Genomic DNA, 19,874 nt, shown 5'->3' on the forward strand with positions numbered 1-19,874 from the left:
GCAACCTGCGGATTAGAAGTCCGCTGCTCTATCCAATTGAGCTACGGGCGCTTGGGCTGAGAATTATAGGTTCAAATCGTTTCGCATTCTGCCCGATTTTGGATACCGTCAATCCGCCGCATGAGCGGCTATCGGATGGTAAAGAAAACGGCATCGGGCCAGTGCAAATGGCCGGATGCCGATTAAACTGCGCGACAAGTGACACGATACGCCCACAGTATCAGACTCCACGTCCGGCAGCAAACCGCATTCTGAATTGCGCTTTCGCCCTTTCGCCCTGTCGCGGCGTAGGGTCGGAAGGATCGCGGCAATACCGGTCGCCGGAACCTAGCCCCCTCTGTTAGTCCCGTGCGGGCAATCGCCAATCGCATGGTCTTCGAGATAAAATCAATCGAAATTTCCAAGAAATCAAGAATCACTCGTACTGAATTCCCTCGGCATGCGCTCGCTCGGCGCAGCCTCAGTTCAGGCAATGGCTAGGAGATGTTCTGGACGCTATGATCGGGCTACCCGACCCGCTGACGCAGGATGAAATCGGCTGGCTACCCAACAACTTTCGCGGGGTGGTGTTTTGTCGAAGCGAGAGCCCGATTCGATCGCCAGACCGGATTGATTTCCGGTGCCTGGGTGGCCGGTTAAGACCGCGATGTCCAGGATTGCGACCACGGCCGCAGCTGGTGGCGCTATAAGTTTTGGTAGAGCCGCTCATGCCATCCACGTTCAGCGCTGCCGTCGTGGGGACAGGTTTCATCGGGCCGGTTCACGTCGAAGGCCTCCGCCGCGCCGGGGTGCATGTCGCGGGAATCTGTGGTTCTTCGCCGGTCAAGTCGTGCGCCGCCGCCAAGCGGCTGGGCTTGCCGCGCGGCTATGCGTCTCTAGGAGAATTGCTCGCCGATGCAACCGTCGATAGCGTGCATCTTACGACGCCGAACCACTTCCACTTCGCGCAGGCGGCTGCCGCGTTGCGGGCCGGCAAGCATGTAATCTGTGAAAAGCCGCTGGCGATGAATTCCCGCGAGTCGGCCGAATTGGTTCGCATTGCGGCGTCGAGCGGTCGAACTGCCGCCGTCGCCTACAATATTCGCTTCTATCCGCTATGCCACGAGGCGGCCAATCGGGTACGCACCGGCTCGCTCGGCGAAATGCTGCACGTCAATGGTTCGTACGTGCAAGACTGGCTGCTGTTCGACACGGATTTCAATTGGCGGGTGTTGGCCAAGGCTGGGGGCGAGCTGCGGGCCGTTGCCGATATCGGCACGCATTGGCTCGACCTAATCCAATTTATCAGCGGCCAGCGAATCGTCGCCGTCTATGCCGATTTGCGGACCGTCCACCGCGTCCGGCAGCGCCCTCGCGGCACCGTTGAGACTTTTTCCAGCAAATGCCGCGAACCAGCCACTTCCGGGCAAGGCGCTGCCGAGCACGGCGCTGCCGAGCAAGGCGCTGCCGGGCAAGGCGCTGCCGGGCAAGGCGCTGCCGGGCAAGGCGCTGCCGAGCACGGCGCTGCCGAGCAAGGCGCGACCGAGCAAGGCGCGACGGAACCGATCGCGATCGACACGGACGATTGCGGTTGCGTGATGCTCCATTTCGAGCATGGGGCAAATGGCTGCCTGTGGGTTTCGCAGACGACAGCGGGAAGGAAAAACTGTCTGCGGTTCGAGATCGCCGGCTCGCGGCAATCGCTCGCTTGGAACAGCGAAAGCCCCGACGAGTTATGGATCGGCCATCGCGATCGGCCGAATGAACTGTTGCTGCGCGATCCAGCGCTGCTCGGCGAATTGGTCCGCGCGATCACCGATTATCCGGGCGGGCACAACGAAGGTTTTCCCGACACGTTCAAGCAGCTTTTTCGCAGCTTTTACGGCTACATCGCGGGGGGAGATTTTTGCGCCGCGCCGCCATTTCCCACATTTGCCGACGGCCATCGCGAAATCTTGCTCTGCGAAGCCGTGTTGACGAGCCATCGCGAACAACGTTGGGTTTCGCTCGAAGAGGGCCTGGCATGAAACTAGGATTCGTAAGCGCAATTCTGCCGGAATTGCCGCTGGATGCCGTCTTGCAGCATGCCGCGAGGATTGGCTACGAATGCGTCGAGCTAATGTGCTGGCCGGTCGGTAAGGTCGATCGGCGCTATGCGGGCGTTACGCATCTTGATGCGGCCAATTTTTCGACCGCGGCGGCCGACAAAGTTGGCGAGCTTTGCCGATCGACGGGCATCGCGATCAGCGGCCTGGGCTATTATCCGAATCCGCTCTCGCCCGATGCCGGCGAGGCCCGAACGGCCGTCGAGCATCTGCGGCTCGTCATTCAGGCGGCCGCGCTGTTGGGCACTCCGCAGGTCAACACGTTCGTAGGCCGCGATTGGTCGAAATCGGTCGATGGCAATTGGCCTCGCTTCCTGGATACCTGGAAGCCCCTGGTTGGGCTGGCGGAGAGCCTTGGCGTGCGGATTGGCATTGAAAACTGTCCCATGCTGTTCACCGACGACGAATGGCCGGGCGGGAAAAATCTGGCCATTAGTCCCGCAATCTGGCGACGGATGTTTGCCGACATTCCAAGCCGTTCGTTCGGCTTGAATTACGATCCCTCGCATCTCGTTTGGCAGCAAATGGACCACCTCCGTTCGCTGGTGGAGTTTCGCGAACGACTGTTTCACGTGCATGCCAAGGATGTGCGTATCGATCGCGATCGGCTCGACGATGTTGGCATCCTTGCGACGCCACTGAAATATCATTGCCCGAAGCTGCCCGGCTTGGGCGAAATCGATTGGGGCCGGTTCTGTTCCGTGCTCGGAGACTGTGGCTACACCGGGCCGGTTTGCGTGGAGGTCGAAGATCGGGCGTTCGAAGCTTCCTTGGCGACCCGCTTGCAGGCGCTTCGCCAAGCTCACGACTTCTTGCGCAATTTCATCGCTCGCGAGCCGGCGATCGAATAAAGTTTAGTGTCCGAGACGTGGGATCGTTCGAGACAACGACATTTATTCATCCGCCAAGAATCTCAACCCACCGTTCTCTTCGCCGCGAAAAAGGACCGCATTCGATGGCTTTCACGTATTCCGACATTGCCAAGATGATCGACCACTCGCTGTTGAATCCGACGCTGAGCGCGGCGGATCTGGAGGCCGGCTGCCGGCTAGCGGTGGTCTACGACGTGGCCAGCGTTTGCATCATGCCGTATGCCTTGAAGCGCTGCGCCGAGATGCTGCGCGGCACGGCGGTCAAGGCCAGTACGACAATCGGCTTCCCGCACGGCGGGCACACCACGGCCATCAAGCGAGCCGAAGCTGAGCGGGCCATCGCCGAGGGGGGCGAAGAACTCGACATGGTGGTCAACATCAGCCAGGTGCTCAGCGGCAATTGGGACTACGTGCGATCCGACATCAAGGCGGTCGTCGACGTGGCTCATGCCGCCGGTCAAAAAGTGAAGGTCATCTTCGAAAACTGCTACCTCAAAGATGAGCACAAGATTCAGCTCTGCCGCATCTGCTCCGAACTGAATGCCGACTGGGTGAAAACGTCGACCGGCTACGGCAGCGGCGGCGCCACGCACGACGATCTGAAACTGATGCGGCAACATGCCGCGCGGCATGTGCAAGTGAAAGCCGCCGGCGGGGTCCGCGATTTGGATGCACTGCTAGCCGTGCGTGACCTAGGCGTGACTCGTTGCGGCAGCACCCGCACCAGAGAAATGCTCGACGAAGTGAATCGGCGTCTCAATCGCCCGGCAATCGCGGCATCCGCAGTCGCCTCGCCCGCCGGCTACTGAGCGAGAATTCAGATTATCGCCGCTCACGGCCCATTGATTCAGGCCTTCAATCGGGCGGCAGATCCCGCGTTTAAGAAAGTCCAATGGCCGATCGCCGGGCCGAGGCTGGCGTTGGGTGTGCGTCGCGCCCAAAGGTCGTAGGGGGCACTTCCCTCCGGCGTCGGCCGCCGATCAGAATCAGCCCGATGGCCCCCATGCCAAACAGAGCGATCGAAGCCGGCTCGGGAACGACCGCAACGCCTTGTGCCGCAAACACGTATTCGTAGTCGCCCGAGTTTAGCACAGCATATTCGCCAAAGCCGTCGTTCTTGCTAGGCCGGCCCGAATTGTTGTTTTCGAATGTATTCGTGTCGTTGAAATTGACGGACCCGGCGGTGGTGTTGGTAGCGCTGCGTGCCAAACCGTACCACTGAGTGTCTGAGTACAGGCCAAACACGTATTCGGTGCCGGCGGTTAGGGCGACCGGTGTGGCGAGTTGGTAGGTCACGTAGTCGTTCGAATTTGCCGGCGTGGGTACCGCCTCTCCGCCCTCTTTGCCAAGTGTGCCATTCAAAGGAGTGACCAGGTCGGTCGACGGATCAACGCTGCCGATCAATAAGTGCAAACCACTGGGAGGGCCCCAGCTATCTCCGCCTAGAACCGTGATGTCTTCCAACAGCGAGTTTTGCGACACGGTGAATAGCTCGCCCGGTGGCCCGCCATTGTCAGTGTAGTCGTTGTTGGGCAGCAGGCTGCCGCTGGAATCGGTCAACTGCGATGCCAGGATGTCGGTGTTCGGGGCAGTGCCGCCTTCGTAGACGATCGTCCCTGCATAGGCCCGCGGAGCGATTGCGAGGACCACCAGCGCGCCGCAAAGAAGCGAAATCGTTTTCATGGGCGAGTCCAGCTTGAATACCGAACAATCGGGTTCGAATCTCGTCGCGCGATCGGGCGGCCAACAATGGATTCGGTTTGGCTGGCGTGAAATGCCCGCCAAGCAACGAAGCGCAATCGCCGCCGCAATGTTTTCACAGCCGGAAAGGCCGTAAGGAGCCGCTCCACCCCCACAATTAATTCTTGCCTTATAGTAATTTCGGCGCCACGCCGATCAATACGTCTTGCGAGGTATTTATTTTTTTCTAATTGGGGGGTATTGGGCGATATTGGCCGTTGCCATCAGTTCGGCGACCTACCATGGCGAATTCGCCCGCCGCTCGATCCGTATTCCGGAATCGGCAACGGATAAGAATGTCGTCTTCCACGTTTTGACCGAAGACCTCAACGTCCGCGGGCTATTGGTCAACGGCCGTTGGATTCAGCGAACCAATCCCTACATGGGCCGAACGGCCGATTTCAACGTCACCCGTATGTGAAGCTTGGAGCGGAGAACCAATTCATTTTGGTCAGCACCCAGCCGGGACGGGTGCGCGAGCTGACTCTGAATTTCTATCCGAAGGGCGAATATTCATAGATCACACCCCATACCATAATTCCCCCTCTTGGCTCCTGGTGGATTCGGCTGAACCAGCACATCATCGCCTCCCCAGCCTCCCAGTCTCATTGCCTCCCAGTCTTCTGCCCCGCAGCGTTGCCGCTTCTTGCTTCGGGCGGTACATTGCAAAGCATTCGCCAAGGTATAGGCCGTTTCGACCGCCCGACGAACTTTTGAACCGCATCGACATGGATTTATCCACCGCGACCGCCGCCGTCGGGCCGATCGTCGCCGAAGCCATCGATCTCTCCGTCACCTTGGGACGGCTGCGATTGCCGAATCCGATTCTTGTGGCTTCGGGCACGTTCGGATATGCCCGCGAAATGGCCGGGTTGATCGACCTGAAGCGGTTGGGCGGCATCATTCCCAAAACCATTACGCAAGAACCTCGCCGTGGCAACACCCCTTGGCGGACCATCGAAACGCCGTCGGGAATGCTCAACTCGATCGGCTTGGATAACGATGGCTTGGAGCACTTTAGGGCCCACCACATGCCGTATCTCACGAGCCTTGGAGTGCCGATCATCGTCAGTATTGCGGGGCGGACGCACGACGAATTCGTCGCGATGGCTGCTCGGTTGGAAAGCGTGCCGGGGATCGCGGCGATCGAGTTAAATATTTCCTGCCCGAATGTGAGCCACGGCATCGATTTTGGCACCGATCCGGCGATGTGCCGCCGCGTCGTGGCCGGGGTGCGGGAGGTGTCGTCGCGGCCGATTCTCGCCAAGCTGACGCCCAATGTGGCCGACATCGCCACGGTGGCTCGCGGCGCGGCCGATGGCGGCGCGGATGCGATCTCGCTCATCAACACCTGTCTTGGAATGGCCGTCGATTGGCGGCGGCGGCGGCCGATGCTCGGCAACGGAATGGGCGGCCTGAGCGGGCCGGCGATCAAGCCGATCGCGCTGAGGGCCGTGTATCAGGTGGCCAAAGCGGTCAAAACGCCGATTGTCGGCATCGGAGGAATTGCGACCATCGACGATGCGATGGAATTCATCGTCGCCGGCGCGACTGCGGTCCAAATCGGCACGGCAAACTTTTACCGTCCCACCGCCTCAATCGAAATCCTCGAAGCCCTCCCCGCCGCCCTAACATCAATCGGCGCCCGCCGTATTCCCGAAGCCGTCGGCACCCTCACCCCAAACCCTCCCCCAGACTAACCGCCTGGTGAAAAAGGGGGACGGGCACCTCGCGGCAGCGCAAAACAGGCGACGAAACCGACTGGTCGCTTGGAGCCAGTCCCCTTTTTCAACAGGCTGCTAACCGCCGCGCGTCCTAACCCCTCACCCTCGCCCTCGCCGATGCACGTTCTCTCCGGCATACAACCGACCGGCCGATTCCACTGGGGCAACTATTTCGGCGCCATCCGGCAATACATCGATTTGCAGCATGAGACGGCCGCCTATTACTTCATCGCGAATTTGCATGCCTTGACCACGGTCCGCGATGCCGAGCAGCTTCGCAGTCTGACGCTCGATGCGGCGATCGATCTGCTGGCCTTGGGCCTTGAGCCGGAGCGGGCGGTGCTGTTCGTGCAATCCGATGTGCCGGAGGTGAGCGAATTGTGCTGGCTGCTGATGACCGGGGCGCCGCTGGGTTTGCTCGAGCGTTGCCACGCCTACAAAGACAAGAAGGCCCGTGGCTTGCCGGCCGACGCGGGATTGTTTACGTACCCCGTGCTGATGGCGGCCGATATTTTGGCCTACGATTCCGACACGGTGCCGGTCGGCGAAGACCAAGTGCAACATATCGAGGTTTGCCGCGATCTGGCGGGGGCCTTCAACCATCATTTCGGCGAAGTGTTCGTCATGCCGAAAGCGAAGCTGCTTGATGCCTCGAAGAAAGTGCCCGGCACGGATGGCGAAAAGATGTCCAAAAGCTACAACAACACGCTCGAACTTTTCGAAGACCCCGTGGTCCAGCGCAAGAAGATCATGCGGATCACCACCGATTCGCGGCCGATGGAGGCGCCGAAAGCGCCGGAAGGCGATCACTTGTTTCAGCTCTATTCGCTCGTGGCCAGCGACGGCGAGCGCGAGGCGATGGCCGAGTTGTATCGCCGCGGCGGGTTTGGCTACGGCCAGGTGAAGAAAGCGTTGGCCGACGCGGCCGAGCGCTATTTCGCCCCCGCGCGCGCGGAGCGAGCCGCGTTAGCCGCCGATCCGGCAAGAATTCGCGCGATCCTAGCCGACGGCGCCGCGCGCGCCCGCCACAAAGCCAGCGAAGTGCTGAACCGCGCCAAAAAGGCCTGCGGAGTAGCATAAAAGGCTACAGGCTACAGACTGAAGGCTACAGTTACGACGAGGAGACAACTCATGCGACGCCTGCAATCTCTGCCATATCGCCTGTGGCCCTCGTCCTCGTCCTGTAGCCTGTAGCCTGTAGCCTCAAGCCTGTAGCCTTTCTCATGAACATCCTCGGCATCGGCACCGACATCGTGGAATGCTTGCGAATCGCTCAGATGATCGAGCGACATGGTGAATTGTTCATCACGCGGGTCTATACGCCTCGCGAGATCGAATATTGCAAGCATCGCAAGGCCGCCACGCAGCACTTCGCCGGCCGTTGGGCCGCCAAGGAAGCGGTGCTCAAAGCGATCGGCACCGGCTGGCGACGGGGCATTAGCTGGCGCGACGTCGAAATCCGCAATATCACCGGCGGCCGGCCGATCGTTGCCCTGCGCGGCGGCGTGCGCGATGTGATCGAAGAAATCGGCATCGGGCAGGTGCTGATCAGCATCTCTCACTGCCGCAGCCACGCAACGGCGTACGCGATCGCCATAGATCGAGCCGACGACGACCACCAAGACGAGGATGAGCCGTGAACGCGACGGCTGTCCGGCAGCGAACCGGCGCGGTTTGAAGCGCATCCGGCCGCAGCCGCCGGCCCGGCGGAAACGCCGGATGCCGGCGTTTTTCAAGACTGGGGGCCCGCCGTCGGCAACCAAGTGGTTTCGATAACGGCCGACCATTCGAACTATGCGCCCGGCCAGCCGATAGTGAACGAGCCGGCCAAAGCGGTTTCCAACAAGCTAGAAATAACCGTCCGTGAGCCGGCCGCCTCGCGCCGCTAGGGGACGCTGAGCCGCTAAGCCCAGGGAAGGCTGCCAACGCGGATCGCAAGTAGAACACGCGATGGCAGCCTTCCCTGGGCTTAGCGCAAGAAAACGCGTTCGCTTCCGCCTCACGCGCCAATCACTTTCGGCAGCGACAACACGAACGTCGTTCCGCTGCCGCAGTTCGCATCGACAGACACCTGCCCGCCGTAGTATTGCACGATTTTGCGAACGATCGAGAGACCCATGCCCGAGCCGTCGGGATGGGCATCCGCAAGGCGTCGGCCCGGCTTGAAAATCTCTTCCCGCGATTCGGCCGGGATGCCCGGGCCATTGTCGTACACCGTGATCCACTCGAACGCGGTTTCGGCCGGTTCGGATTGCGCCCGGCGGGCGATCGTGATTCGCGGCTCGTGGGCATCGCAGCCATGGCGGGCCGCATTGCGCACCATGTTTGTCAGCACCTGCTTTGCCCTGAGCGGATTGCACCACACCGCGGGCAGGTCGGCCGCGACATCGACATGCACCTTCCGCTCGGCAAGCATTTCGCGCTGCTCGAACAACACCTCTTCGACCACGCTCGCTAGCTCGACCCGAGCCGGCTCCATATGAACCGTTCCGGTGCGGGCGACCGTGGTCAGATCGTCGAGAAAGCGTTTGGATTCTCGCAGGCATGCTTCGACATGGGCGAATTGCTGTGTCAGTGGGCCGACGTTCGAGGGGCTCGCCGCCTCGGCGTGCGCCTCCGATTGGCGCCCGGCATTCGCCAGGGCGCCGGCCGGCCGCAGCGGCGGTGGCTGATCTGCCGCACCGATCTTCGTCGCGATTGGATCGGCCGCGTCTTTCAGCCGCTGGAACGAATGGTCGAGCAGCATGAACATCGCCGACATGTCATGCGACAGCGAGCGCACGATCTGATCCATTTCGTGGCGCGATTGCTCGAGCTGTTCGAGCCGTTGCGATTGTTGCCGAGCCAGCGCCGCTTTGTTCGTCGCTTGCAGGATGCTGCGTTCGAGCGCGGCCGCGTCGATTTCGGCACTCACGAGGTAATCGCGGGCACCGAATTTCAGGGCGTTTGCCGCGACCGCCTCGTTGCCATGCGCGGTGATCAGGATCGTCGCAACCTCTGGATGCCGGGCCGCAATCGAGGCGATCAATCCCAGCCCGTCTGCGTCGGGCAGACGGTATTCGGTGAGCACAACATCGGCCGGGTGGCGGGCGAGGATTTCGAGTGCCTCGGCGGCAGTATGGGCCACGTGCGTTCTCGCCCGCCCGCCGAACCGCTCTTCGAGCATCGCCAGCCAGCGATCGACATCCTGCGGCTGTTCATCGACCAACAGCACGCGCATCGGCTGCTCGATGATCGGCTGCGCCGCGATTCGCGGTCCAATGTCGGCCGGCAACAGCGCAGCATCCGGCGCGGTCGAGTCATTTGGCGCGAACCGGGAATGTGGCCCGCGCAAGGCGGCAGTTCGCGATAGGGCCGAATCGGGGGTTTTAGAGTTCGTGGTGGGCATTTGTAATCGAATGTTGGTGGAAGGACCCGATGCGCGGGCGAAGTTTGCGGGGGGCGATTCTCGAACAGCCGCGCCTTAAAGGATTTCACGAAAAAGGTTTGCGTGAAATTGCCGGCGGCCGGTTGTGTCGCAGTTGCCCGATCCGCTAAGATCGAGTGCTACGGCGTGGTAAATGTACCACATGTTTTGCATGGTTCGCATTTATCCTAGATTGACAGCTTGACCAGCTTCGGCGAACGCGCGGAAACCACAAACGAGTTGCGGGCCGGAGCGTTGATCTCAAAGCTGTGTGGTAGGCTTGCGGGATTTGCGATTGGGGCATCTTGCGGATTTGCTAGCACATCAAAACTTGCGTGAGGAGCTGTGATGAACATCGTCGAACGTCGTTGGCGGTATTGGATTGCATGCCTGGGCCTATTGCTCTTGGCTGTGGCACCGGGATGCATGGACCGCGATTCGACGGCGGCGGCCGGCTCCATCCCGGCGGTAAAGCTCTCGCCCGACGCTTTGCGCGACAAGATCGACGGCGTCGTCGACTACACGCTCAACGCCCGGCAGATGAATGTTCGCGATCAGGCGGCTTGGCAGATCGTGCATGGCATCGAGGCGTTCGGTCGCGATTTGCCCATCGAGCACGATGGTAAGGTCAGCTCGGCGGTCGATTATCTGCTGGCCGGCGGCGCGCTGAAGGGCTGGGTGCTGCGGCCGGGCGATAAGGGAGTGCTCAGCATCATCGAAGCCGGCAGCAAGACGGGCCAAGGCCATCCCGACCAATGGCTCGGCTATATGTCGCAATGCGGCGACGTGAAGGCCGGCGACCAACTGATCGTCGGCGGCAAGAAATATCACATCAGCGATCTGATGACCGAAGCCCAATGGCAGCTCTTCGACGGAGAAGAAGCAAGCTGGACGCTGATGGGCGCCGTGACGTATCTGCCGCTCGATGCCAAGTGGACGGCTAAAGACGGCTCGAAGTGGACGTTCGAGCGGCTCGTGGCGATGGAAGCGTCGCACAAGCTCGGCGAAGGAGGTTGCGGCGGTTCGCACCGACTCTATGCACTGGCGATCGCCGTGAATCGTTATAACAAAGAAACGCACACCGATCCGGCCGACATGCGCGGCGGATGGCGGGCCGCTTACGACAAGGTTGCCGACGGCCTCGAAACGGCCCGCAAATATCAGCAGCGAGACGGCTCGTTCTCCACTGGGTTCTTCGAGAAGCCGGCCGAGTCGGCCGATCTTGGCACCCGGCTTTATTCCGCCGGACATACGCTCGAGTTCGTGGCCGCCGCCGTCAGTTCGGGTCTTTACGACAATGAAGACACGGCCGATCACAAACCCTACGAATTGAGCGATCCGTGGGTGGTCGCGGCGGTGAATCGATTGTGCAACGAAATGAACGTGGCGCGCGACATGGAGCCCGACTGCGGAACGCTCTACCACGCGGCCCACGGCCTGCGGCTCTACCGCGATCTGCGCTTCGGTCCTCGCCGCCCGCAACTGGCGGCGAAATAATCGACTGCGGTTGGCGTGGATGCCATACCCACTGCCTTGAGTGGGCATGCCAACTGCCGACCGCCGACATTCCTACGCAAAGCCGTGGGCATGGCAAACCGGCTTTCCAACGTAGCAGGCACACTCCGTGTGCCGTCGGCGCTGCTCTTTGCGCGACGCACCGCGTGGCGCCGACGGCACACGGAGTGTGCCTGCTACTATCGCCGACGGCGCACGGAGTGTGCCTGCTACTATCGCCGACGGCACACGGAGTGTGCCTGCTACGGTAGCGGCGCTATTGCTTTGGCGGGTTCGCTTCTCGCACTAGCGCGCCATGGTCTTCGCTGAGGACCAGGATCGAGAATTTGTCGACGAAGTCTTGCTCGTTGGTGCTCAGCGATGTGTAGTCGAAGCAGCCGCGCAGGTCGGTGTAGCCATCCTTGTAGAACTTCACCGTCCCGTCTTTTTGCCGGGCATACACTTTCACGTACACCTTCGCCAGCGGCTTTGAATCCTTGTCGTGGCTGACCCAAAGCTGGCCGTAGTTTTCGACGACTTTCACGTGCAGGGCGTTGGAATAATAGGCCTGCGACTGCGTTTGCCCACCGCCGACGATCTCGACCAGCACGTTGCTATTGAGCAGCTTGGCGGGCAGTGGGAATTCGAAATTCGTCGCCCCCGCCGGCAGTTTCACGGTCTCGGACTGGTTCGGCAAGATATTCGAAAACTGTTTCGCTTCGCCTTGCACGAACGGATTGCGGCTGAACAGCAGTTCGATATCCATCAGATAATAGTTCACCCGCACGGTTTGCAGGTTCTGATAGTTGATTTTCACGTGCCTGGCCTCGACGGTGAAATCGAACGACGGTGTGCTGGCCGCCTGCGCGGTTTGCACCTGGGTGCGATCTTCCTTGTCGATCACCTGCACCGTCGGCTTGCCGATCTCGTCGGCCTGGCTGACGATATTGGCAAACGCCTCGCGCCAGCGATCGACCGGATAATCGGCGTATTTGACGGCGATCGCCCGGGCCAGCTTCGGTTCGGATTTGTAGAAATCCAGATAGGCCGCGAAATAGTCGTATTGCAGCCGCGTCGCCAGATGATCGGGATCGACCTGGCTGAAGAAATCGAGCGACAATTCGACCCGATCTTGCAACAGCAGGTAGTAGATCACGGTCATCCGCTCGGCATCGTCCAAGTGGCCGCGGTAACTGAGGATCGACATCAGATGCTCGTACTGGGCGAAAAACGCATCGTTGAGAATTTCGCGCTTGCGGCCCAACTGGCCCACCCGGGCATTCACCAGCGGCCGATAGTCCATCTGCTGATAGGCATGCCGCGCCACGGGATCGATCGTCAATAGGGGGCTATCGAGCCACTCGCCGCATTGGCTCACGAATTCATTGGCGAATTGCAAGAACTGGCGGATCGCGGGGGCGTCGTCGTGCTTGACGCCATACGACCAAAGCGCGTTGTTATACACGTGCCGGGCCGAGAGGATCACGATCACCTTCTCGAAAAATGCCTTGTCTTGCACCCGCCACGCGATGCGGTCGAGATTCACGCGCAGAATATTTTCCGTTTTCAAGAACGCGAGCACATCGTCGTCGGAGCCGAACTGAGAGATATAGTCCCACGATTGCTTGTCGACCTTGGTGAGCTCGCGGACGACGTTGAACGTGAAGGGGGCCGCAAAGCCGAGCACTTCGCCGCCGCCGGTCCCATTCGAAGCGACTTGCACCGGATAGTGGACAAATTTGCCCGGCAACGGGAAATAGAAGCGGTATTCGAGCGTTTGCGTGTGGTAGGGATCGAGATCCAGGTGCACGCTGTGCGTGAATTGCCCACCGGCGACCGGCAGGGCTCCAGCCGGAATCTGCAAAAGCACGTCGACTTTTTTCTTCGACGAAGTGGGATTGGTGACCACGATGTGGCAGCCATACACGGTGCCGACCAAAAACTCTTCGGTGACGAATTTGTCGACCTGTTCGCCGTTTTCCATGCGGAACTGGTCGCCATTGCGGAAGAAGTTTTCGCTCACCAGGATCGGCGTGTGCTCAGCCACTTTCGCGGCCGGCTGAATTTCCTCGTGATAAACGATCATCGGGCTGCCGGCCGTGAGCGTCATTTGCGTTCCCTTGAACGTGGATTTATGGTCGCCCGGCTTGAAGGGCAGGTCCACGAGCGACAGGGCGGCCAGCATCTCGGGGAAATCGTGGGTCGGTTCGGCGAGATTCGTGGAAAGGAACGGCTTGCCGCTGGCGGGATCGAAATTGGCATAGTCGAGCCAGAAGGCGTTGGCCGTGATCAATGCCGATGTTTCCTGCTCGATCGGCAGATGGTAGTAGTTGCTTTCGACCCATTCCATCGTCTTGTCGAGCTTGCGGTAATATTGCTTGAGGCCAGCGGCCCTGGAGCGATCGTCGGCGAAATCGGCATCGAGGGCTTCTTTCGATTCCCCCGCTTCGGCCTTTTTCATATCCTTTTCGGCCCCATCGCGGCGCCTTCCCCTTTCGAATTGAAAACTATCCGCGCCAGGCTTCCCCGCCGCGGCTGGTGCCGGAGGCATGGCCGGGGCGGCCGCCGGCGCCGGAACGTTGGCGGTCGCCCTATCTGACAAAGCGAGATTGTTGCGCCCTAAGAGCTTCGCCTCCGCCTCTTCCTGCACGACAGCCCTTTCTTCGCGTTTCTGATGCTCCATGATGCCGAAGCGATCCTCCGTGTCGAGCGAAGCGCCCTTCAGTGCCGTGTCGAACAGATGCGTGAAGCGATCGGGATTTGGCGGTAATAGCTCGAACTGGTCTTTGATCAGCCGGGCCGTCGAAGCATGGTCGTCCTTCACGCGCTGGCCGAGCAGGATCCGCTCCCACGTGTTGAGCTGCTCGAAATTCCAGGGCTTCAAATAATCGCTCAGATCGTCGCCCAAGAGCCAGTGATCCAGAAACTGCTTGTCTTTCTTGTTCGCCAGGTACGGCAGGATCGCGGATTTGAAAAATTCCGGATCCTTTTTGTAGAGGAAGAAATGCAACTCGTGGCTGGCGTATTTGCGATACAACTTGCGTTTCTCTTCGACTTTCAGCGTCGGCCAGTTCTTGATGAAATCGAACTCGATCAGCTTCGCATCGGGGTTCAATGCCGCGTAGAGCGAAAACGCCCGGCCGATGCTGTCGTATTCTTCGAAGTGCGTGCTGGTGATGTCGGGCACCACGAGCGTGCCGCCGGCCGGCAAGATGCTGATTAGTTTTTGCTGCGTGTAGTGCAGCTTCGGATCGAGGCTCTTGGCCAGCCGCAGGTCAAGATAGTCGGACTTGGCCTCGGGCAGCGCCACGATGCGGCTCACCGTGTTCTGCAGGTCAACAGCCACGAATAGCAATTGCTGATGCGCGCCGAGATCGGATCGCTTGATTTCGATGACGCCGTCCTTATCCGGCACGACATTGGCGACTACGATCGAACTCGCCGCGAGAAAATCGAGATCGGCGAAATCGGCTTGCTGCGGCACGACGAACGGCTTCATCACGGGTTGCCCGTTCGTGCCGCGATTTTGCGGGCCGCCGCCGCGAAAATTCTCGCCGGCTTGGGCCGCCTGCTCGGCGGTTTCCGTGCTGCGAATCGCCCACGGGTTCAACAGCAAGCTCGGCCGCTCGAGCATGTTGCCCGGATATTTGCGGGCGAATTTGCGGTCGATGATGTAGCGATATTCGTCGCCGATATTCCGCCCGGCCACGTATTGCGATTCGGGCTCCGGCACCGTGCGCCAATTCGGCTCGGCGGGCAAAATGCCGCTGAGAATGCCGTAGGCCGGAAATGCCGGATCGAATCGCGTCGCAAACACATGCACGCGCGCCAGCGGCGACACGTTGACCAACTGCACGCGGATCGTCTTATCCCCCACTTCGACATTGCGCATTTGCAACGGCCGGCTATTGCGCACTTCGAGCTTGCGATACGGGCCCATCACATACGCCCCGCGTCGCTCGCCTTCGGTAAGCCGGATGCGGATTTGCCGGCCGCTCGGCTTGAGCAGCAGCGAATAATCGCCCGGCGGCAATTTATCGAGCGAAAGCAAACCGTCTTTGAGCGAGATGTTGTCGAACCAATCGGCCTCGAACTTTTCGCCGCGCAATTCCAACAACGATAGCTCCGAACGGTCCGGTTTTTGTTGGTCGCCCATGTAAGGCACTTCCACCGGCGCATCGGCCTCGCCCTGGATCGTTTGCGGATACGTGTGGTCGTCGTGCAAGATCGGCCAAGTGTGCGAGGTGCCTTGCGTATCGGTCGCCGCGACGGAAATCACGCCGGGCAGCGGCCCCAGGTTCACCTCTCCTTTCGCATCCGTCGCCAGCGACACATACACCGGCTGCGTGAAATCGCGCATCTTCAGCACGAATTGGATCGGCCGATCGGGCTCGTGCTCGCCGGTCTTGCCGAGCAGATCGACGACGTAGCTGCTTCCGACGAGCGCGAAATGCAGGTCTTCGGTCTTGTCGGTGCGGTCGATTTCGTTGATCGAAAACGATTGCTCGGCCGAGAGGTCGATTTTCTTGTTCTGGCTGTAGTTCTGAATCTTGGCCTTGAGCGTGAAGCGGATGTTGGCCAACCGCTGCGGCACTTCGAATTCGTACACCGTCTCGCGATCGGCAAAGAGCTTGAAATCGGGCACTTCCTTCGTCGTCGCCACGCCGTCGAGATCGGTCGACGTGAGCACGAGTTGCACTTCTTCCAGCGATTTGCGCGAGATCGGAGTGCCATTCACGAGCAGTTGCGGGCGGATGATCAACTGCGCTTTGCGGCGGGCGATCAATTCTTCGCGATCGACATACATCGCCGCATCGAGCCGGTAGCTCTCGGCTTCCTGATCGAAGTGGCCGAGCGACGAAAACCCGCCCAGCGACATGACGATCGGCTGCCGGCCCGGGGAGTTGGAATACGGCACCGCGATCGTGCCGTCCTTGTCGGGTGTGTAGAGCGCGCCGGCGAGCCACAGCGTTGCCTCGGGCTGGGGCTTGTTTTGCTCGTCGAAGATCGTGAAGATCTGCCCGGCAGAGCTGGAGCGCACGACGAATTGCAGCTTGCCTTTGCGGATCACGGCCCGGCTCGCCTTGCCGTTGCCGATGAAATCGATCACATACACGCCGCGATGATTGAGGGCCGGAAAATCGAAATGCCGCCGCACGCGCAACAGCGGCGGTTCATGATACGTGTAGGTCTTTTCTTCGTTGGCCACCAGGCCGTCGAGATTGATGTCGGGCCCGACTTCCGCCAGATGCTCGCGGTAGAAATTCTGCGAGTTGATTTCAAACACTTTGACGATCAGCGTATCGACGTTCTTCACGAACAGATCGAGGGCCACGGGATCGTCGGCCGAGAGCTCCGTTTTGTTCGTGTAGGCGAAATCGAGATCGATCCGCTCCTTGAGCTGCTTGTAGACTTCCGGCGGCAGCAGCGAATAAAGCTTTTCGGCATCGCCGACGCCCGCCATGATCTTCGTTTCCGCAAACACCGTCTTTAGATATTGATCGTTGATATATGGGGCGAAGATCTTGTAGTCTTTGGCGTCGAGCAAGAAATGCTCGAGATAGCTGCGCACCAGCGGCTCGTCGTCGCCGACGATCGGCAACAGCGTTTCCGGCCCGAAATCTTGCTGCAGGTTGGCCGCTTGCTGCCGCCGCTCGGCCGGCTCCATGAACTGCGGCGACACATAGCCGGTGAATTTCGGCAGCTTCAGATAGGCCAGGAACCGCTCGAGATCGTATTTCCCCTGCTTGCGATCGAACTCGAGCCGCTGATAAAGCACATGGGCCTTCAGCGAGTTGTGGGCCGGATCGAGCGTCGACACGAATGCCCACAGCCGATCGAGATAGGCTTCAAGCGCCGCCGGATCTTGCCGCCAATTGACGTCGTCGGACGGCTGCAGCCGCGTCAGATATTCATTCACAAAATTCTGCTGATTTCGCAATTCCGGCATTAGTTTCAACAGTTCGTCGAGCTGCGCCAGCAACAACTGGCGGTGGATCGCAAACTGGCCGAACCCGCCGCTATTGGCGAAGTGCAAATCGTCGACGATCATCTGCACGAGGTTCGGATAATCGGGCCGGGAGAGCACTTCGAGCAAGCTGCGGCGCCGCTCGGGAGTCAACTTTTGTTGCATGAGCCAATCGATGGCGGCCGGCTCGAAGCCTTGCACGGTTTGCGGAAATTGCGCGAAGGCTTTCTGCGCCAGCCGCTCGCGCGAAATCAGGGCCGGATCGAGCTTCGTCGGCAGGTTCGGCTTTTGATTGAGTTGCTCGCGCTGGGCATTGAATTGCAGATTGAGCCGCTGGCGAATCAGGGCGAGCGTGCGCTGCGGGTTTTGCTTGTAGGTGAGCAGGGCTTCGCGATTCTGAATTTCGCGGATTCGCGGCGTGTCGTGATACCGATCGATCCAGGCCTTGAGCGTCGATTCGACCTCGTTCCACTGCCCGAGCGATTGGTAGTGGAGGCAGGTGTAGAAATAATACTCCTCCGAGCCGGGGATCAATTGTTTGAGCGGCACAGTGCGATCGGTGGCCAAGGCATAATCTTCGATCCAACCGACATCCCCCGCCACGGCCGACGCGGGAGCCGCCAGCCAGCCGCCGAGCAATGCAATGAGAATCGCAGCGATCATCAACGCTGTCGCCCGAGCAATGGGTGCCAAGGCTTTGCGTGGGCATGTGGTGGAACAGACATGCGCACGCAATGCCGCGGGCATGCCACCCCGAACCGAACAGACGGGCCGAGTCGTCGATAAACTGCTCATGGCAAAGACATTCCGCAATTGTGAACGGGATGAAAAGGAGGGCCGATCGCCCCCGCGACGGCGGTTCGAGGTATTCGACGCGATTGCCCCGGCAAAAGTTCCGCAAGGTTCTTCACAGCAGCGAAACGACGGAGCGCGGAGATTCCTTCCATCGTAGTAGGCACACTCCGTGTGCCGTCGGTGCTGCTCTTTGCGCAACGCCATTGCGAGGCGCAGACGGCACACGGCGTGTGCCTGCTACGTTGGCCACGGCACACGGCGTGTGCCTGCTACGTTGCCTGCCGTGCAGGAAAGCCTACTTCAGCCGCGGGCGCGGGCTGCCGAAAATCGCGATCGCTCCGACCACCAGCACCCACAGCGGAATGATTTCCAGCCCCGGAATCGCTTCCATCAGCAGCCCCGGCAGCAGAAACCAACTCCAGCCGAGCACGATGAACAGCAGCACGGCGGTCAAAAAATCGACGGCCCAAACCACCGGCGGCAGCCAGGTAAAAGTCGCCCCGACGACATCCGAAAGGCAGGCGATCAAAAACGCCAAGAAAAGCCGCTTTTTCGAAAACCGCCACAACTGGCCGCGCGCATCCGGCCGCCCGCGCTCGCCCGGCCGAAGCGACTTTCCCCGCGGCTCGCCGGGAATCAACACAACATCGTCCCGCCGCGCCGCGCGTGGATCGCCGCTCGCACGACGACTCTCGCGGCGCCGAAACGGATTCAAACGAATCACGCGACCCCTCGTCCCTCGCCCCTCGCCCCTCGTCCCTCGTCCCTCGCCCTCACCCGTTCCTACTTCCTCGCCTCATCCATCAGCTTCTCAAGATCTGCGTTGCTCGGCGCGACCGATTTCACGCCGTCGGACGGAATCTCCAATCCGCTGACCCAGGCGATGCCATTGAGCAGCGTCGTGCGGAAATTGTCGTTCATCAGATTCGCAAACACATGGAAGCCGGTGAAGCCGAACCCGCGACCACCGTCCGGCCGGTCGTAGGCCCAAGCCAGCACCTGCGGCTTGTGGGCCACCACATCGGCCAGCGCATCGGCATTGCCGCCGTGGTCGGTCGCCTTGCCGTTGTAATGCACCGTGTCGACTGGGGGAATCGCCGAGAGCACGGGCGTCACGCCTTTCATATCCGGCTGAAATCGCATGTGGTAATACCATTCGTCGGCAATCTTGAACGGCTTGACGCCCCGGGCCGTCGGATGCTTGCCGATGATGTCGATATTCGCGTTCCAGAATGGATTGACCGACCAGAATGTTTCGAAATAGCCTCCCATCCAATTGAGAAAGTTGCGGCCCTGCTCGCCTTGATTCACTTCGACGCCGTAGTGGATTGCCATGAACCCGGCCCCGCGCTCCACGGCCGCCTTGATCCGCGGATCGCTGGCCGCCTGGCCGGCATGGTTCAACAGCACGATGATCGCATCGGCCTTCGACAGATCGGTCGGCCAATGGTTTTGCGGATAGACCACGGCATAGGCATTCGGATAATCGGCGTTGATCGTGCGGGCGAAATAAATGCTGCCGGCCAGAAACTCATGATTGCCGCGAGCGCCGTGGCTGCCGGTGGCGGCGATAAACACGATCCGCTTCGTGCCAGCCGGCGCGTCGTGCTGGGCTTTGTAATTGAAGATATCTTTCTCCGCCGCGTGCGTGGTCTCGGCAGCGGCGAAAGCGAACAGCATCAGTCCGGCGGCAATCAATTTAGACGGCATGGCGAAAACTCCTGGCGGCGGGTTGGGAGGTGGGATGGCGGGCAGGAAAGTGGACCGGCCGATTATAACACGGGACGAGGG

General features: G+C 60.5%; 13 protein-coding genes. 8 read left to right on the forward strand and 5 right to left on the reverse strand.

The window, feature by feature from the left end:
- Window positions 1-707: 707 nt before the first annotated feature.
- The 3 genes from VHX65_14570 (at window position 708) to deoC (ending at window position 3,765) form a co-directional block, all read left to right on the forward strand.
- Window positions 708-2,006 carry a Gfo/Idh/MocA family oxidoreductase gene (locus VHX65_14570; GenBank protein ID HEX3999771.1) on the forward strand — a complete coding sequence of 433 codons (1,299 nt, stop codon included), beginning with the start codon at window positions 708-710 and terminating at the stop codon, window positions 2,004-2,006.
- Window positions 2,003-2,935, forward strand: a complete 933-nt coding sequence (locus tag VHX65_14575) for a sugar phosphate isomerase/epimerase (protein HEX3999772.1) — start codon at window positions 2,003-2,005, stop codon at window positions 2,933-2,935. Before VHX65_14570 ends, VHX65_14575 begins: the two co-directional genes overlap by 4 nt.
- Window positions 2,936-3,039: 104 nt before the next feature.
- A complete protein-coding gene (deoC, locus tag VHX65_14580) occupies window positions 3,040-3,765 on the forward strand; it encodes a deoxyribose-phosphate aldolase (GenBank protein ID HEX3999773.1) in 726 nt (241 codons plus the stop codon).
- Window positions 3,766-3,835: 70 nt separating this feature from the next.
- Here the strand turns inward: deoC and VHX65_14585 are convergent, their stop codons facing one another.
- Window positions 3,836-4,639: a PEP-CTERM sorting domain-containing protein gene (locus tag VHX65_14585; protein ID HEX3999774.1), complete on the reverse strand. Its 804-nt coding sequence runs from the start codon at window positions 4,637-4,639 to the stop codon at window positions 3,836-3,838.
- Window positions 4,640-4,907: 268 nt separating this feature from the next.
- Here VHX65_14585 and VHX65_14590 point away from each other — a divergent pair, with 268 nt between their 5' ends.
- The 4 genes from VHX65_14590 to acpS all read left to right on the forward strand — a co-directional run bounded on the left by VHX65_14590 (window position 4,908) and on the right by acpS (window position 8,060).
- Window positions 4,908-5,117 (forward strand): hypothetical protein, encoded by a 210-nt coding sequence (locus tag VHX65_14590; GenBank protein ID HEX3999775.1) that lies wholly within the window; start codon window positions 4,908-4,910, stop codon window positions 5,115-5,117.
- 307 nt (window positions 5,118-5,424) lie between these two features.
- A complete protein-coding gene (locus tag VHX65_14595; GenBank protein HEX3999776.1) occupies window positions 5,425-6,396 on the forward strand; it encodes a dihydroorotate dehydrogenase in 972 nt (323 codons plus the stop codon).
- A gap of 141 nt (window positions 6,397-6,537) precedes the next feature.
- Complete coding sequence (gene trpS, locus VHX65_14600) at window positions 6,538-7,500, forward strand: tryptophan--tRNA ligase (GenBank protein ID HEX3999777.1); 963 nt, start codon at window positions 6,538-6,540, stop codon at window positions 7,498-7,500.
- 143 nt (window positions 7,501-7,643) lie between these two features.
- The gene (gene acpS / locus VHX65_14605) at window positions 7,644-8,060 is read left to right on the forward strand and encodes a holo-ACP synthase (GenBank protein HEX3999778.1); all 417 of its coding nucleotides are present in this window, start codon (window positions 7,644-7,646) and stop codon (window positions 8,058-8,060) included.
- A gap of 359 nt (window positions 8,061-8,419) precedes the next feature.
- Here acpS and VHX65_14610 read toward each other — a convergent pair whose 3' ends face one another.
- Entirely contained in the window at window positions 8,420-9,694 is a 1,275-nt protein-coding gene (locus tag VHX65_14610; GenBank protein HEX3999779.1) for an ATP-binding protein, read from the reverse strand.
- A 480-nt stretch (window positions 9,695-10,174) separates the two neighbouring features.
- Between VHX65_14610 and VHX65_14615 the strand changes: the two genes are divergently transcribed.
- Window positions 10,175-11,323, forward strand: a complete 1,149-nt coding sequence (locus tag VHX65_14615; GenBank protein HEX3999780.1) for a hypothetical protein — start codon at window positions 10,175-10,177, stop codon at window positions 11,321-11,323.
- A gap of 274 nt (window positions 11,324-11,597) precedes the next feature.
- On the opposite strand, the gene VHX65_14620 is transcribed toward VHX65_14615, so the two are convergent.
- The 3 genes from VHX65_14620 to VHX65_14630 form a co-directional block, all read right to left on the reverse strand.
- Window positions 11,598-17,951, reverse strand: a complete 6,354-nt coding sequence (locus VHX65_14620) for a hypothetical protein (protein ID HEX3999781.1) — start codon at window positions 17,949-17,951, stop codon at window positions 11,598-11,600.
- A 427-nt stretch (window positions 17,952-18,378) separates the two neighbouring features.
- On the reverse strand, window positions 18,379-18,807 hold the full coding sequence (locus VHX65_14625) for a hypothetical protein (GenBank protein HEX3999782.1): 429 nt from the start codon (window positions 18,805-18,807) through the stop codon (window positions 18,379-18,381).
- Between the two features lie 59 nt (window positions 18,808-18,866).
- Window positions 18,867-19,793: a ThuA domain-containing protein gene (locus tag VHX65_14630; GenBank protein ID HEX3999783.1), complete on the reverse strand. Its 927-nt coding sequence runs from the start codon at window positions 19,791-19,793 to the stop codon at window positions 18,867-18,869.
- Between the last annotated feature and the right edge of the window lie 81 nt (window positions 19,794-19,874).

This window comes from Pirellulales bacterium, from assembly GCA_036267355.1.
Classification (GTDB): Bacteria; Planctomycetota; Planctomycetia; order Pirellulales; family DATAWG01; genus DATAWG01.

Coding starts and splice junctions, on each gene's coding strand:
- VHX65_14570 (HEX3999771.1), top strand. CDS start 708: ATGCCATCCACGTTCAGCGCTGCCGTCGTGGGGACAGGTTTCATCGGG.
- VHX65_14575 (HEX3999772.1), top strand. CDS start 2,003: ATGAAACTAGGATTCGTAAGCGCAATTCTGCCGGAATTGCCGCTGGAT.
- deoC (HEX3999773.1), top strand. CDS start 3,040: ATGGCTTTCACGTATTCCGACATTGCCAAGATGATCGACCACTCGCTG.
- VHX65_14585 (HEX3999774.1), bottom strand. CDS start 4,639: ATGAAAACGATTTCGCTTCTTTGCGGCGCGCTGGTGGTCCTCGCAATC.
- VHX65_14595 (HEX3999776.1), top strand. CDS start 5,425: ATGGATTTATCCACCGCGACCGCCGCCGTCGGGCCGATCGTCGCCGAA.
- trpS (HEX3999777.1), top strand. CDS start 6,538: ATGCACGTTCTCTCCGGCATACAACCGACCGGCCGATTCCACTGGGGC.
- acpS (HEX3999778.1), top strand. CDS start 7,644: ATGAACATCCTCGGCATCGGCACCGACATCGTGGAATGCTTGCGAATC.
- VHX65_14615 (HEX3999780.1), top strand. CDS start 10,175: ATGAACATCGTCGAACGTCGTTGGCGGTATTGGATTGCATGCCTGGGC.
- VHX65_14620 (HEX3999781.1), bottom strand. CDS start 17,951: ATGATCGCTGCGATTCTCATTGCATTGCTCGGCGGCTGGCTGGCGGCT.
- VHX65_14630 (HEX3999783.1), bottom strand. CDS start 19,793: ATGCCGTCTAAATTGATTGCCGCCGGACTGATGCTGTTCGCTTTCGCC.